Annotated in this window: 18 protein-coding genes; 8 read left to right on the top strand and 10 right to left on the bottom strand. The window is 38.3% G+C overall.

The window, feature by feature from the left end; translation table 11 throughout:
• Position 1: 1 nt before the first annotated feature.
• From MLC52_RS05120 to MLC52_RS05085, 8 genes are all read right to left on the bottom strand, one after another.
• Positions 2-571: a TetR/AcrR family transcriptional regulator gene (locus tag MLC52_RS05120; RefSeq protein ID WP_434581504.1), complete on the bottom strand. Its 570-nt coding sequence runs from the start codon at positions 569-571 to the stop codon at positions 2-4.
• 100 nt (positions 572-671) lie between these two features.
• Positions 672-2,249 carry a sensor domain-containing diguanylate cyclase gene (locus MLC52_RS05115; RefSeq protein WP_434581503.1) on the bottom strand — a complete coding sequence of 526 codons (1,578 nt, stop codon included), beginning with the start codon at positions 2,247-2,249 and terminating at the stop codon, positions 672-674.
• Between the two features lie 7 nt (positions 2,250-2,256).
• A complete protein-coding gene (locus tag MLC52_RS05110) occupies positions 2,257-2,970 on the bottom strand; it encodes an ABC transporter ATP-binding protein (RefSeq protein ID WP_151900512.1) in 714 nt (237 codons plus the stop codon).
• Between the two features lies 1 nt (position 2,971).
• A complete protein-coding gene (locus MLC52_RS05105) occupies positions 2,972-4,117 on the bottom strand; it encodes an ABC transporter permease (RefSeq protein ID WP_434581502.1) in 1,146 nt (381 codons plus the stop codon).
• Entirely contained in the window at positions 4,114-5,256 is a 1,143-nt protein-coding gene (locus MLC52_RS05100; RefSeq protein ID WP_434581501.1) for an efflux RND transporter periplasmic adaptor subunit, read from the bottom strand. Before MLC52_RS05100 ends, MLC52_RS05105 begins: the two co-directional genes overlap by 4 nt.
• Positions 5,253-6,506, bottom strand: a complete 1,254-nt coding sequence (locus MLC52_RS05095) for a TolC family protein (protein ID WP_434581500.1) — start codon at positions 6,504-6,506, stop codon at positions 5,253-5,255. The genes MLC52_RS05100 and MLC52_RS05095 overlap by 4 nt, the downstream gene beginning before the upstream one ends.
• Positions 6,507-6,554: 48 nt before the next feature.
• Entirely contained in the window at positions 6,555-7,853 is a 1,299-nt protein-coding gene (locus MLC52_RS05090; protein ID WP_434581499.1) for an APC family permease, read from the bottom strand.
• Positions 7,854-9,824, bottom strand: a complete 1,971-nt coding sequence (locus MLC52_RS05085; RefSeq protein WP_434581498.1) for a thioredoxin domain-containing protein — start codon at positions 9,822-9,824, stop codon at positions 7,854-7,856.
• 270 nt (positions 9,825-10,094) lie between these two features.
• On the opposite strand from MLC52_RS05085, the gene MLC52_RS05080 reads away from it, so the two are divergent.
• The 7 genes from MLC52_RS05080 to MLC52_RS05050 all read left to right on the top strand — a co-directional run bounded on the left by MLC52_RS05080 (position 10,095) and on the right by MLC52_RS05050 (position 13,796).
• On the top strand, positions 10,095-10,448 hold the full coding sequence (locus tag MLC52_RS05080; RefSeq protein ID WP_151900518.1) for a NifU family protein: 354 nt from the start codon (positions 10,095-10,097) through the stop codon (positions 10,446-10,448).
• 1 nt (position 10,449) lies between these two features.
• Complete coding sequence (locus MLC52_RS05075) at positions 10,450-11,046, top strand: flavin reductase family protein (protein ID WP_434581497.1); 597 nt, start codon at positions 10,450-10,452, stop codon at positions 11,044-11,046.
• Positions 11,047-11,790 carry a sulfite exporter TauE/SafE family protein gene (locus MLC52_RS05070; RefSeq protein ID WP_434581496.1) on the top strand — a complete coding sequence of 248 codons (744 nt, stop codon included), beginning with the start codon at positions 11,047-11,049 and terminating at the stop codon, positions 11,788-11,790.
• 111 nt (positions 11,791-11,901) lie between these two features.
• Positions 11,902-12,294, top strand: coding sequence for a c-type cytochrome (locus MLC52_RS05065; RefSeq protein WP_151900521.1), 393 nt, complete (start codon positions 11,902-11,904; stop codon positions 12,292-12,294).
• The gene (locus MLC52_RS05060; RefSeq protein WP_434581495.1) at positions 12,294-12,890 is read left to right on the top strand and encodes a hypothetical protein; all 597 of its coding nucleotides are present in this window, start codon (positions 12,294-12,296) and stop codon (positions 12,888-12,890) included. Before MLC52_RS05065 ends, MLC52_RS05060 begins: the two co-directional genes overlap by 1 nt.
• A complete protein-coding gene (locus tag MLC52_RS05055) occupies positions 12,890-13,339 on the top strand; it encodes a hypothetical protein (RefSeq protein WP_434581494.1) in 450 nt (149 codons plus the stop codon). Before MLC52_RS05060 ends, MLC52_RS05055 begins: the two co-directional genes overlap by 1 nt.
• Before the next feature lie 16 nt (positions 13,340-13,355).
• Positions 13,356-13,796 carry a heme-binding domain-containing protein gene (locus tag MLC52_RS05050; RefSeq protein ID WP_434581493.1) on the top strand — a complete coding sequence of 147 codons (441 nt, stop codon included), beginning with the start codon at positions 13,356-13,358 and terminating at the stop codon, positions 13,794-13,796.
• A 205-nt stretch (positions 13,797-14,001) separates the two neighbouring features.
• Here MLC52_RS05050 and MLC52_RS05045 read toward each other — a convergent pair whose 3' ends face one another.
• Positions 14,002-14,166 (bottom strand): hypothetical protein, encoded by a 165-nt coding sequence (locus tag MLC52_RS05045; RefSeq protein ID WP_188109956.1) that lies wholly within the window; start codon positions 14,164-14,166, stop codon positions 14,002-14,004.
• A gap of 155 nt (positions 14,167-14,321) precedes the next feature.
• On the opposite strand from MLC52_RS05045, the gene MLC52_RS05040 reads away from it, so the two are divergent.
• Entirely contained in the window at positions 14,322-14,606 is a 285-nt protein-coding gene (locus tag MLC52_RS05040; protein WP_346388655.1) for a hypothetical protein, read from the top strand.
• Here the strand turns inward: MLC52_RS05040 and MLC52_RS05035 are convergent.
• Positions 14,587-15,573 (bottom strand): ABC transporter substrate-binding protein, encoded by a 987-nt coding sequence (locus MLC52_RS05035; RefSeq protein WP_151900528.1) that lies wholly within the window; start codon positions 15,571-15,573, stop codon positions 14,587-14,589. The genes MLC52_RS05040 and MLC52_RS05035 overlap by 20 nt on opposite strands.
• Positions 15,574-15,592: the final 19 nt, after the last annotated feature.

Genomic DNA, 15,592 nt, shown 5'->3' with positions numbered 1-15,592 from the left:
ATCAAATATCTATTTGCGTATCTATTTTTTGTTTTAAATCTTCTATGGCACTTGTGGTAACACTCATAATAAAAGTACCCTGAGCAAAAGCAAAAATACCCATAACCAACTCTTTTGCTTCACTCTTTAACTCGTTTTTTTCTATACCCTCTTCTATGATATTTTCCATCCATTTTTCATAAAGCGTATAGCATTCTGTTTGAAAAGCCACCATCTCTTCATTTGTACTGCTCAGAGCAATGGCAGTAAACTGCTTGTATATTTCACGCAGTTCCTGATCTTCATCGGCATAAAAAAAGCTAAAGAAACTTTTGACTTTTTCCCGTGTGCTTACATGTAGTGAGAGTTGTTTCTCTTTTCTCTCGTTATGCTCCTGCATCAAAATCTCAACCAGTTCAAAGACTATCTCATCTTTGTTCTTGAAATATTCATACACAGTGCCTTTGCCTATGTTGGCAGCTTTTGCAATCTGAGAAATTGTTATATTGTTAATTCCGTCTTTAAGAATTAACGCTTTTGTTCCAAGAGCAATATCTTTTTTTTTCTGTTCTTTGTCAACTATAATTGCCAACACAACCCTCCGAAAATATTTTTGACCGACTGTCGTTCAATTATTATAGTAGTATTATTGTTAATTTTTTCTTAAGGGCAATGGAGGTACCCTGAATATATCAGACTTCGTAGAGTGTAACCCGGTTTTTTCCGTTTTTCTTGGATTTGTACAGTGCTTCATCTGCCACTTTTATCATTTTTTCCAAAGAATCCGCCATCCCGTATGCTATGCCAAAAGAAACTGTATATCTGATTTTCATATTGTTGTATGTAATGATGTTGTTTTCAAAATCTTTTCTTATTTTTTCAAAAAGTTTTTCTGCATCCTCTTTGGAAATATCATCAAGAACAACGCAAAACTCTTCTCCTCCAAACCGTGCAAACAGATCATATCTTCGCAGATTTTTTTCTAAAATCTTTTTAACTTCTATGATAGCCAAGTCACCTGCATCGTGACCATAAGTATCATTAACACTCTTAAAATCGTCAATATCCATCATCACTACAGCCAGCTTGGTATGTTTTCGCAGCGCTTTGGAAAAAATTGCCCTGGCAACTTCAAAAAAATACCTTCTGTTGTAAGCACCGGTCATATAATCCAGTATAGTCTGCATTTTGAGTTTCTGATTGATAATTTTTGATTTTTGATACAAAAAAACCAAATAAAGGCTCAAAAGCATTAAAAGAAAAATAGGAAAGGTATATAAAAAAGATTTAAACCAAAGAGTGTGTGCCTGTACTCTATAAACAAAGTGCAGATGTACATACGGGAGTCTTTTGACAAAAATATATTGAGAGTCTTTGTATTGCAGAGATTCTAAAGTGTCATTCATATTTTGTATGGAGAAATCCAGAAAATCATCTATCTTGTATATCTTGCTTCGGTTGAAATCCTGTATCAGATTATGGCTTGCCACTATCTGGTTCTTGTTGTTATAAATCACACTTTGATTATTAAAATAATCCAGACGTGAAAGCAGATTGTCAAAATTGTTCAATGTTATATCCACATCAAGTGTCCCCAAAAAATGATTTTTGTAATACAAAGGCTTGCCGACAGTCACCATAAGCCCTTTGCCTATGGCATCCATATACAAAGGTGTCAAAAAGAGTTTTTTTTGAGGATTGGCTTGGGGAGTTGCATCATGATAGAAAGGTTTTTTCTCAACCACAGGGGTAAACTGAAAATCTGCAGAACAAACATAAGGGTAAAGAACCGTAAAATGATTTTTGGAATAGTAATAAATCCAGGCAAAATTTTTATTTTGTTCAGCAACCAGTTGAAAAAACGGAGTGAGTTGCAGTGCCGCCTCCATCTCCTGAAGCAGTCTTTTGTCCGAAAGTGCTTTTTTGCCAAAACCCAATAAGTTTACTTCTTTGTTTTCATCCAGTGCATAGGTGCCGTTTTCATTAACATACTTTACATGTAAAGCCTCATTTGGCTTGAGATTTTCTTTATTTTTAAAAATCTGCTTTGCGGCTACATGTAAATACTCTACCGCATTGATACTCATACGCATTTCATGTTCAATACTCAATGCCATCTCATTTGCATTTCTAAAAATATTTTTCATCTGCATTCTGTTAAACTGCAAAAAAAACAGCATATTTAATAAAACAATAATAAATACAGTAATTATAAGTTTTTTATTATCCATACCTATCCATTTCGTTTGAATAAGTATATCTAATCTCACAAAAATATCAAAGTATCGTATTTTCCTGGAAACTTTTTGAAGAGACAACTTTTTTGTTTTCTATTTTCAAGATTCTGTCACACAGCGGCAGCATCGCTTCATCGTGTGTCACCATGATTACCGCCACATTCTGTTCTATAGCTATCTTTTTGAGCATTTTTACAACATCAACAGAACGCTTGGAATCAAGTGCTGCTGTCGGTTCATCTGCCAGTATAATCTGGGGTTTGTTTGCCAGAGCCCGTGCTATGGCTGCTCTTTGGTTCTGTCCGCCTGAGAGTTCTGAAGGCATAGAATAGGCCTTGTCCGCAATTTCAAAGTACTCCAAAAGTTCCATTGCTGTTTTTTTGCTCTCTTCTTCTGAAACACCGTTTACCTGAGGGACCAAAGTAATATTTTCCAAAATATTCAAAAAAGGAATCAGATAATGCGCCTGAAAAATAAAACCGATTTTTTCCCGTCTTATTTTTCGCGTCTCATTAGTCAGCCATTTGTTCTCATATACCTTTTCATCTCCCAGCCAAATGACGCCGCCTGTCGGCTCTTCCACACAGCCTATCATCATAAGCAGTGTTGTTTTTCCGGCACCGCTCGGGGCAACAAGTGCTACAAGCTCTCCTTTGTCTACACTGAAAGATGCACCGTCCAAGACCTCAACAAGAGAATCTCCCTTGCCGAAATTCTTCACCAGATTTTCTACTCTAATTGCCTGTTTGCTCATATCAACCGCCTATTGCCTGTGCAGGGTCTGCTGAAATTACTTTTTTTACACCTATCAGAGAAGCCAGTATGGATGCGATGACAACAACAATAAAAAGAGCAAAAGCATCCGGTGTTTCCAGTACAACCCGTTTTGGAAATTTTGTATAAATAAGATGTGCAAAAATATTGCCGGATATAAAAGCCAGAACTCCCATAATAAGTGTCTCCTGTACGATCATTTTGATAATCATGCTGTTTGGTATACCGATAAGTTTCATGATAGCTATCTCTTTCATTTTTTCCAGCGTCATCGTATAGATAATCAGCGCAATAATAATTGTTGAAACAATTACCAAGATAACAGTAAACATACCAATCTGTTTTGATGCCATCTTTATAAGGTTTTTTGTCAGTATCGTTTTTTCCTCTGCAGCGGTAAATACTGCTTTGTGCTTCCATTTTCTTATATTTTTGGCAACTGCATCTGCATCATATCCGTCTTTTTTTGTAGCAATGACAGCATTGACCATATGCGAGTTCACACCAAAAATGCCTCTTGCTCTGTCATTTCTTATACGGGCATTGGAATACAAAAACTGTAACTGCTGTGCATCTTTGAGACTGATATATACCAAAGGATCGCCGCCTGAAGAGACGGTTCCGTGTGTTACACCGACCACATGGTAAATATCCCGTCCCAAGTGTATTGTATCGCCCAGTGCAAACCCTGTTTTGTCCGTCACAACCATTTCATAATGATTTCTGAGAAGCCCCCGTCCGCTGAGCAAACGTTTTGGGTTAACAGGGTTGATATCGCCAAAGGGATCAAATCCCACTGCAAAGACACGGACAGCGCCGTTTTTTGACGGAAGCTGCAGATTTTGAAATGTAATCCCTTCGGCTTTGTCTATTCCTTCAATAACCTTTACTGTATCTTTGAAATCTTCATGTATCCGTGAGGCTTCGGCAAAAGGACCAAGGGTGTTTTCCTGTACTACCCAGAAGTCAACACCCACATCATCCAAAAGTACCTGCGCATCTATAATCATTCCTCTGTAAACACCCATCATAACAAAAACGATACCAAGCAGCATGCCTACACCTATCGCAGTGACGATAAACTTTCCAAAAGTATGGGCTATCTCTTTTTGTGCTAGATTTATCATTTGTAAATTCTCATACCTTCACTGAACGATTTTTTGGTTTTATCCGGGACCAAGAGTCTGAGAGTCGTATCCAGATTTTTCACAGCTGCTTCTTTGTCTGTTATAGCCGTTATATTTACATGTAAGAAGTGTGCATGCCCCTCTTCTTCTATCCAGACACCGGCCTTTTTATCTTTATAGACAATCAAGTAAGCAGGTATTTTGATAACATTTTTCAATGTTTGTGTTGTAATGAGTACCTCTGCCTGTTCATTGATATAAAAGGGAGTCGGCACAGCATAAAAACTGACATCAACTTCTCTTTCTTGCGTAACAGCATCACTCTGTGCGACAATGCGGCTTACATACCCTTCAAGCCTCTTATTGCTTTGAGAACGCAATGTCACAACGGCACGCTGTCCTGTTTTGACATCTCCGCTTATCTTTTCATCTATATAGGCTTTAATCCATACGGTTTTCGGGTCAACTATTTTCAGTATAGGCTGTGTCGGCAGAACATTTTGTGCAACCTCAGCCTCTTTGGCAATGACATAGCCGTCAATTGGCGCATAAATTTTATAACGTGAAAGCTTTACATGTAAAGCCTCTACAGCCTTTTGCAAACGGACCACTTCTGTTTTTGAAGAATTTATATGCGCCTGTGTTGCCTGTATATTTGCCTCAATGCTGTCCAGGTCCGCCTTGGCTTTGTCATACTCTGATTGGGAGACAAAAGCTTTTTCTTTTAGTTTTTTATACCGTTCATAGGTCAGTTTTGCCAAAATTTTCTGTGCAGCCAGGGATTTGAGCTCTTTTTGTGTTGCTTTGAGTTCAGACTTTGCTTTGTATACCGACATTTTTGCCTCTTCAATCAACTGGGGCAGATCTACACTGTCTATAACGGCAAGCAGATCACCCTTTGCAACCCACTTTCCCTCATCTGTATTTATCTGCACAATTTTTCCGCCTGTCTGTGCGGTGATGGCATAAATATTTTTTGCTCCTACTTCTCCTATTCCAAAGACCTCTTTGTTTAAATCACCCCGAGTCGGATGCACGGTTTCAAATGTATGTTTTGGAATAAAAACTTTGTTATAAAATACAATTGCGGCTACCACACCCAAAACAGTAAAAATTATATATTTCATTTTTGTACTCATTTTATTTTTCCTTGTAAATAATCAATTCTGTCTATACTCAGCGTTTTTGAGTAATAGGCCTCAAGCAGTCCGAGTTCTGCCTCTAATACCAGAGAACTCGCATCCAAAACTTCTATATAGGTAGAGAGTCCCTCTTTGTATCTTCCGTCAAGCACTCTTTTTGTCTTTTTTGCCGAATCCAGCTGTGCTTTTTTTGCTGCTATGGTCTCATCATATCTGTGTATATCCAAAACAAGATTGCTTATTTCTTCTTTTAAAGCGAGTATTTTTGAAGCTTTTTGCTCTTTGGCGACCTGCAGTCCTATTTTCGCATTTTGTGTCTGTGCTGTCAGTTTTCCTCCGGCATACAAAGGAATGTTCAGCACAACACCGACAAGCTGTGTATTATACAGATTTAAAGAGCTGACACGATTATACGAAGCGACGGCATCAAGCGAACCATAATGGGAGGCTCTTGCAGATTTATGCAACAAAGCATTTTTCTCTATGGTTTCATCATAGATCTTCAATTCGGTATTTCTCTCAAGTATCTCTTGTACAGTATTTTGAGTACTGTCAAACTCTTTTTTTAAAACATCAGCTTCCAAATCGACATTCTCCTCTATTGTCTCTCCCATGTAAAGAGACAAAGAATTTTTTGCTTTTGCATAAAGAGATTTTGCAATGGCCAGATTGTCTTTTGCCGCATATACCGCTGACAAAAAACGGCTTGTATCTGCTTCGGTCTTGAGTCCCTGCTGCAAAAGTGCTTTTGCCTGGGCATAATAGGCCTCTTTTACATGTAAGTCCGCTTCTCGTACAGCAATCGCTTTTTTTTGGACAACCATCAATTCATACAAAGATTTTACTTTTGAAGCAAGCAATGCCTGAAAATCTTTCAAAGAAAGTTTCGAGATATCTTCATCAAGTCTGCTTGCATCTATCTGCAAACTTGTTTTGGAAAAATCCCAAATTTTCTGTTTGACATTTACTCCTATATTCCATCCTGTATCATTAATTGTATTAAACTGTCCGTTGACAGGGAAAATATAGGTCTGTGTCGGGTTGTATTGCGCAGACAGATTCACCTGGGGCAGGTATTCTGCACGTGCAGATGTATACCCTGTATGCGACTGTTTTATTTTCAACGCAAAAGATTTTGCATCAGGATGGTTTTGCAGTGTTTTGTCTATACTTTCTTGTAAAGTAAGTGTTTTTCCCTGCAAAGAGAGTACCAGGAACAATAAATTTATATATGCTAACTTTTTCATACACAAAGTATAGCTTTTTCGTGTTAGCACAATGTTAAGAGCGCTTTTTTATTGAATGATTTTATACTTCCTGTTAAAAAAGTGGCCTCTGACATATCGTCCGTAGATCAGTTCAAAGAGACCGGAAATAATGATAAAGCCCATAAAAATAACAACTGCTCTCGGGTTTGATGTGTATGTATGAAAAAGCAGGGTGCAAAGCGCCAAAAAACTCAATACAGATGATGTCAGCAAAACAAAACGGTTTGCCTTGATCTCTTGAGAGAGCTTAAATGCACTGATATTGACAAGCAAAAATATCAACAAAAACCCTGCACTGCCTATAATGGCAATTTCTGTCAGATCAATGCTGTTTGCCAAAACCAGACTCAAAAGAGTGGTATACAAAACACCTTTAAACGGGACACCCGATTTTTTGCCCTCATCCATTAAAGCTCTTGGTAGCTTGCCGTCTTTTGCTATTATGTATCCGAGTCTTGCATTGCCGTAAATTGTAGCATTGATTGCAGAAAATGTTGACAACAGTGCTGCAAATGCCACAAGGGTAAAGCCCATCTGCCCCAAAGAGGGTTTTGCCGCTTCTGCCAGGGCATAATCTTTTGCCTGCATCAAAATATTTTCCGGAACATTCCCTACTGTGATGACCGCAATCAAAATATACAAGGCTATCACGATAATAACAGACGCATAAAAGGCCCGAGGCAGATTCTTATTCGGATTTTTGATATCCTGGGCAGAATTTGCTATAAGCTCGAACCCCTCATACGCAACGAAAATGATCATACCTGCTGTCACGATGGAAAGAGCAGAACCCCAGTGCACAGGAGACATACGCTCTGTATCTACATAAAAAGAACCTGCCGCAATAACTAAAACCAGCAAGGCAACTTTAATAACAACGATAACAGTCTCACTCTTGCCAACAAACGAAGCACTGACCAGGTTGATAACTGCCGGGATGATGATAGAAACAATAATAAGCCCGTGATGAAGCCATTGCGACTTATGTGTAAAAAACGTTTCGCCGTAAGAGGCAAAAGCTGTGGCATATAAAGATATTGTCACCAAATAACTCAGCCACAGCATCAAATTGACACTCCCCGAGAGGATATTGTCGCCAAAGGCTTTGTCTATGAAAGTAACCGTTCCGCCCTCACTTTGATATGTTACAGAAAGTTTCGCATACGAATATGCCGTCAATATTGCTACAACACCGGCTATGGCAAAGGCAACTGCCGTTGCCCCGTGTGCCAAAGAGACCGCTTCTCCCAAAACAGCGAATATACCGCCGCCTACCATACCGCCTATACCGATTGAAATCGCGCCTAAAAGTCCTATACTTCTCATTTATCTCCTTATGAAATCTCTGTTTATTGTTTTTATTATCCTGCTGATATTTTTATCTTTTACAAAACATCTTCTCAGGGTACATGCCAAAAAATCATTATACTCTTTTGCTTCACGCAGCAGATAAGGATATTGTACCGTTTGCAGTATTTTAGCATTTTTGAGCAAATTTCCTTTTGTACTTTTCACGACGACAACACCCAGCTTCTGCATTAAATACGCCTGTGCCAGTGCCGGTGCATTTGACTCTTCTCTTATAAGCTCTTCTTTGAGTTTTTCCATACTGCTTTGAAACAGTTTTTCATATTGAAAAGAGGCTTTGAGCGATGCCAGTTTGATTATGTTTTGCAGCATCTTTGAAAGCGGTGATGTATAATATTTGTCATTTATACCGGCCTTTACATGTAAAGCGTCACTTGAGAGATACCATATACCGTTTTTGTAAAACCTGTACTTTGCCTGTGCTGCCAAATACTCGGCAAAATCAAGTTTGGCAGTATCGTAATCAACTTCATACCCGCTGATAAGCGCTCCAATCAAAAAACTGTAATCTTCCAGCAAAGCTTTTTGTCTGGGCACAGCTCCCTCTATGGTCTGATGATACAACTCCCCTCGCACAAACATCAGATGTTGCAAAGCTTTTAAATTTTTTTCTGCTGTGTCTGCGTATCTTTTGTCAAGAGCAGAGGCTTTGTACAGTGCTTCTATCATCATAGCGTTCCAGGCCGTGTTTATTTTTGTATCTATAAAAGGGTATTTTTTCTTTGCTCTTACATGGTACAGTATCTCCTTAAAGGATGCAAAACCGGGAGGCCTTTTGTCTGTATCAAAATTTATATGTACGCGGTTGTTGAAGTTTCCCTCTGTGCTAAATCCCAGAGCATCCTGTATTGCATTGGCATAAGGATTATTTTTGAGCGCCCTGTCTATTTCATCTGGGCTGAATGTGAAGTATGCCCCCTCTTTGCCCTGGCTCTCTGCACTGCTTGCACTCCAGTAAAGATTATGATGCAAAAAACGTTTTTGTACCATCACTATCGTCTCTTGCACCACGCTTGCATAAAGCTTTTTATGACTTTTTTTATAAGCTCGGACATACAGACCAATAAGCTCCGCCTGCGTATAGAGCATCTTCTCAAAATGAGGAATCTCCCAGTTTGCATCCACACTGTATCTGAAAAATCCGCCGCCTACATGGTCATACAAACCCCGCAGTGCCATAGTGTCAAGCATTGCAAAAGAGTATTTTTTCAATGTTTTGTCTGCCGTTATATCCGCTATATCCATCATCAAAGCAAGTTTGGAGGCCTCGGGAAACTTTCTGCCTGTGCCAAAACCGGTATAAAGTGTATCAAAAGATTTTTTGAGAGAATTTTTGAGTGTAGTCAGGGAAACATTTTTGTCTTCTGTATCTGAGAGTTTTACTCTGCTTGCCACTGCCTTTTGAATCCTGTCTGTTTCTTGTCGGAGCGTTTTTTTGTCGGTATATAATTTTGACAACTTTCGTATTAAATCCGAAAATCCTTCAGAATAAAACTCTTTTTTTGGAGGAATATATCCTGTTATATAAAAAACCTCTCTTTGCGGTGTCATAAAAACACTCAGAGGCCAACCGCCGGTCCGTTTATGCACATGCGCAAAAATATTTTGGTACAAAGCATCAACCTGCGGCATCTCTTCACGATCAACTTTTACCGCTATGAAATATTTGTTCAAAAGCTGTGCGATTTTTTTATTTTCAAAGGATTCTCTCGCCATCACATGACACCAGTGACAGGTGGAATAGCCAATAGAGAGAAATATAGGTTTGTCTTCTTTTTGTGCCTGCAAAAATGTTTTTTTCTTCCAGGCATGCCAGTGCACCGGATTGTTCTCATGCTGTTTTAAATAGGGCGATGTTTCGTATTGTAAATCATTTTTTGCGCATAACAGTGAAGCAACACTCAGAAACAAAAGAAATAATATTTTCATATTTTATTGTACAATAATGTTGGAAATAAAATGCTTTTAGCGTGACTTGTGAGAAAAACTAAATTTTTTTCTGTAAACTGAGTTTTTAAAGACATACAGCCCGCACTGAAGTACGGGTTCCGAAAAGTCTATTCATCGGAATCGGTACTTTAGTGCCGACTGTGCGTCTTTGCTAAATTTGAAATTATTTACAGATATATAATTATATAAACTAAGATAATTTTAATTATAAGCAACTATAATTATAAAAATACTCAAAAAGGTTTTATCATGCAGTTTTTAGATGAAGATATTTATAATGCAGTACAAAACTACCTGCCAAAAGTAAGCGAATATGTCAATTCACACGGTGGCGGTATAGAACTTCTCGGCACAAAAGACGGTGTTGTCTACATCAAACTGACAGGAGCTTGCGGAGGCTGTTCTATGAGTCTGATGACAACAAAAATGGTCGTACAAAAAAAGTTGCGTGAACTGATTCATCCCGAACTGCAGGTTGTCAATGTAGACGGAACTCCTGAAAACGAAATGCCAAAAGATGCCTACACCGGTCCAAAAAAAGAAGAGCCAACAGTTGAAAAACACGGCTTTTTGGATAATGTAAAACATATGGTAGGTCTCTAAAATGGTGGTGGATTATGCAGACAAAGCACTTACACAACGCTATCAGCTTATGGCGCAGACCATCATCCCAAGGCCAATTGCCTGGATTTGTACGCAAGATGCAAAAGGCACTCTTAACATTGCTCCTTTTAGCTATTTCATGGGGCTCAGCTCTGAACCTCCTACAATGATAGTCAGTATAGGGCATAAAAATGACGGCAGCCAAAAAGACACGCTTAAAAATCTGCGTGAACACAAAAAATGCACAATATGCATGGTAGATGAGGCACATTTACAACAGATGCATTTTAGCTCCAAAGAACTTGATAACACGCAAAGTGAAGCAGAAATTTTTGGCATTGAGACAAAAAGCATAATCAAAGACTTCCCACCAATAGTGACTGATGTACCGAGTGCCTTTTTTTGTGAACTCTACCAGGAGATAGACCTCAAAGGCTCAAAAACCATCCCGCTTGTCGTAGAGATAAAGTCCCAATATATTGATGATGAAATCATTACAGACAAAGAGAAACTCACGCTTGATTATGAACCGCTCGCCCGTGTCGGCAAAAGCTACGCCCTGCTCGGCAAAAGAATCAATCCTCCAAAAATACCATAAATGCATGACTATATTCTCTTTGGTTCTATCACCCTTATACTCGCTACAGTCTTTTCTATGGGCGGAGCGGGTTCGGGTATAGCGCTTATTCCGATTTTACATTTTTTAGGACTTGATTTTACTGTGGCTAAAGCGGTCGGACTTTTTGCAGGAGCATCTACCACTGTGACAGCAAGCATTATGAATATCAAACGCAAAGCTGTTGAGTATGCCTTTGTCTTGCCTATTGCTGTGACAATGCTCCTTTTTGCACCTCTTGGCGCATATTCCAGCAGTTTTATCAATGAAAACATAGTCAAATTTTTCTTTATGCTCTTGCTTTTTTACTCTGCAAGCATGATGATGTTTGGCAAGAAAAAAGCTCTTTTTTCCGCCCACTCAAAACTCACACTTTTGCTTGTCGGTGCTGTGATTGGGTTTATTGCCGGACTTTTAGGTGTAGGCGGAGGCAATATCCTCATTCCGCTTTTAACTCTTCTTGGATTTGCTCCCAAAAAAGTAGCCGTTGCGGTAAGTTTTGTAGTGCCTTTTTCGGCACTCGGTTCCTTTTTTACCTATGCCAGTTATGTACCTTTGGACTGGATTCTTTTGACGCTAGTTGCTCTGTGTGCCGTCATCGGTGGCTACATTGGAAACTATCTTATGCACTTTAAACTCGAGCAGTCTCACATTAAAAAAATTATGGCAGGACTTTTGTATCTCCTGGCATTTAAAATGCTTTGGCATTTTACAGTAACCCTATAAATAATGACAATAAATATCTCTGCTTTCACTTTTGTCAGCCCTCCTCCTTAACATTCCCCTAACACAAACGTTTTATACTAACAGTAAAATTTTACATACGGAGTTTATATTATGAAAAGATTACTTATACCGACACTGTTCCTAACAGGGAGTCTTTTTGCACAAAGTGCGCAGGAGATTATTCAAGACAATGGCTGTCTCTCTTGTCACGCAGTTGCAAGCAAAAAAGCGGCTCCCGCATTTGCAGGAATAGGAATGCGAAACAAACGTTTTGAAGGCGAAAATGCGAAAGAAGTGATTATGGCAAGTATCAAAAACGGCTCTCAAGGGAAATATCCAAGATTTTCTGATACTGCTATGCCCTCGTTTGCAAATCTGACACAAGAGCAGTTAAGTACCGTAGCTGATTACATCTTGGCACAATCTTCTCAAGCAAAAGGGATGATGGGCAAAGGTGGCGGTATGGGTCGTGGACAAGGGATGGGAATGGGAGGGGGTATGTAATGCAATATCCTCAATTTTTTGATACTATTGACAAAATAGTTTTGTATGATGACTTGAGCCGGTTTTTAGGTGTAAATGACGGCATACTTGATTTTTCCTACGCCGACATTGTCAAAAGTGCAGGACATAGTTGTGCAACTGTTGCAGGGGCTTATCTCATGGCACTTGAGGGCTTAAAATCACTCTATGGCGCTGAGTTGCCACAAAGAGGCTACATAAAAGTAGAACTTGCAAAAGAGCCGACTGTTGAAAATACCGGTGCTGTCGGATGCGTACTTTCAAACATTACAGGAGCAACTACAGACTATGGTTTTGGTGGCATTCCAACAGGAAAATACAATCGAAGAGGCACACTTTTTTATGGTGTAGCGATGGATGCTGATGTCTGTTTTACCCGACTAGACACAAATGAAAAAGTATATGTAACCTACACACCTCAAAAAGTTGTCAATCCTATGGCAATACTCAAAAGTGCTATAATGCCTAATGCAAAAAAAGAAGATATAAAAAGCTTTCCTCAGCGTTTTCAAGAGATGGTGAAAACTGTTTTTGAACATAAAGACGAAGTGATTACAATTACAAAAAAGGATATCTAATGTTTACAAAATCAAAATATATACTCAGCGCTGCACTTTTAGGCTTACTTGTCAGTTTTGCACCTGCTTCTCAACTTGAAGCGGCTCCTGTGAAAAAAGCCAGCAAACCGTTCCTGATTCAAAACCCTGGTTTACCGCATTTAACAATGTTGGTCAAAAAAATGTGGAATTCAGAAAAGCTTGCCTTAACCAAAAAACAAAAAAAAGAGCTTTTACAGGTACGCAAAGAAACCTTGCGCAGTGTTATGAATCTTAAACAGAAGATTATGCCATTAGAGCAAACAATTGTCCAACTATCACAACAGGGGGCTTCACCGCAAAAAATGAAAAAACTTGTTGATGAAGTAGCCAGATACAAAGCTCAGGCAACAATGACACACCTTAAGTGCATCTATGAGACAAAAAAGATTTTAACCCCCAAACAGTTAAAAACTCTTTTGCAAAAATAGTATAAAAATATAACAAATGAAAAAAATCTTATTAATCGGATTTGAATTATTTATTGCAATACAATTTATACCGTACGGAAGAGATCACACAAATCCGCCTGTAGTTGCTCAAGTGCAATGGGACACTCAAGAGACACAGGATCTTTTTCAAAGAGCCTGTGCAGATTGTCATTCCAATGAAACAAAATGGCCTTGGTACAGTAATATAGCACCGCTTTCATGGAGTATCTATCACCATGTTGATGAAGGTCGTGAACATTTCAATGTTTCCATGTGGGGTGTTCAGAAAAAGAACAAAGGTGATGAAGCGGCCGAAGAAGTTGAAGAGGGAGAAATGCCTTTAGCATCTTATCTAATAGCACATCCAGAGGCAAGACTTACAAAAGAGGAAAAACAAGCACTTATTGCAGGACTTAAAAATACTTTTGGAAATGAAAAAGATGAAGATGAAGAGTAATTGCCCTCTTAACATTACGCTAACAAACGTATGATAAAGTTATCAGCGTGGATAGTGTAGATGCTTCTGCTATGGACTTGCAACAATATACACAAAGTAAGTATTCATATGATTGTTGATGGTTATACAGGTGGATAATTTAAAAAAAGAGTTGGAAAGATTTACGAAAGAAACTGAAAGTAGTTTCTTTCGTTAGATAAGAAAACTATTTTTTCTTTTTTTGAGCTTTTTTCTTTGCTTTGGATTTAGCTTTCTTTTTATCAGCTTTTTTCTTGCTCTTTTTCTTTGTATCTTTTTTCACAGCTTTCTTTTTTTCGGCTTTTTTCTTTGCCTTTTTCTTTTCAGCTTTTTTTTCAGCTTTTTTTGCCAACTTTTTCTCTAACTCTTTTTTTGTATCTTTTGCCATTGTTTGACCCTTTATGCAGTTTTTCATTACTATTAGTAATAAATTATAGCTATTATATATGATTTCAGACTACATGTCAATAAAATATAGAGTTAAGCTATAAAAGACTATACTTCCACATGACATTTATAGAATTTAAAAAACTACTTTTAGATGCGGAGATCAGCCTTCCAAAATTTTCAAAGCTTATAAAAGTCAGTGAAAAAAATATACAGGCATATAAAAAAAAAGGTGAAGTGCCTAATGCAATAGCAGTAGTAGCGCAATGTTTTGCAACAATGCATCAGAACCGTATAGATTACAAAGAACTTATCACGGCTCTTGAGCTTAAAGCAAAAACAAAAAAAGGTGCAGGGTTTGCAAAAACAAAAAAATTAGATTTATCTACTCACTCTTCGGACTAAAATAAAAACCATTCTGTGGTAATTGACCACCAATAGTTTTAGGATTGTTGTTTTTCAAAATTTCAAAGAAAAATTCCAAGTCTTTTTGTGCATCTTTTGCATTAACATCATTCAATTGAACATAGTCCAGACTGTCTGCTACAGCTTCAGGCACCAGCATTGGAATATATTTATGAACCAACTCTCCAGCTTCTTTTGGATGTGTTTTATACCATTGAAGCGCTTTTGCATACTCCTCATTGAAACGTTTGATGAGATATGGATCTTTTTTGCCAATAACCGCCATGCCGGCCTGTGGAATTTTGGCTTCAATATGAAAAACTTTTCCCCACTCTTTTTGTAAATCTGCACTTCTGTAAAGGTCAGGCGCTATAAGTTTCAACGGAAAAGAGTTTGTTTTTCTCAGTGCCATAGAGATGGCAGGTTCAGCCAAGAGTGCATGATCGACTCTGCGCATTATAAGCATCTGCATAGCATCTATCGGTGAGTTTACATAGCGAAGTGTAAAGTCTTTTTTCGGATCAAGCCCCTCTCTTTTTACAATCTCTTCAAAGACAATGTCAGGCATATCGGCACGAAAAGGCATTGCTATCTCACACCCTTTGAAATCTGCAAGAGTCTTTTTGGTTTTATCTCTTGTTATCATTCCCAAAATACCCCACACAGAGACATTGAGAAGTTTTATATCTACACCTTTGTTATAAAGGTTTGCTGCTACATTGGTAGGAATTGCTATAAAGTCAGCACTGCCGCGAAGTGTGAGAGCACGCAGTTCATCGGGCGATTTCCACATAATAAATTTGACATTTGTTGCCACATCGTTTAATGCACCTGTTTCAATCATCCTTAAAAGCGGGTGGCTTACAGATGCCATAGGACCGCTTAAAACCAAAGTATCTACTTTTTTTATCCCGTTTGCCTGTAGAAAAAGTACGAGAGAAACTGTCAGTAATATTTTTTTAATCATAATAAAATCTCCTTAACTG

This window comes from Sulfurimonas sp. NW15, from assembly GCF_051132285.1.
In the GTDB taxonomy this organism is placed as follows: domain Bacteria; phylum Campylobacterota; class Campylobacteria; order Campylobacterales; family Sulfurimonadaceae; genus Sulfurimonas; species Sulfurimonas hydrogeniphila.
Note: the sequence above shows the minus strand (reverse complement) of the source record. Positions and strands in the feature narration are given on the sequence as shown.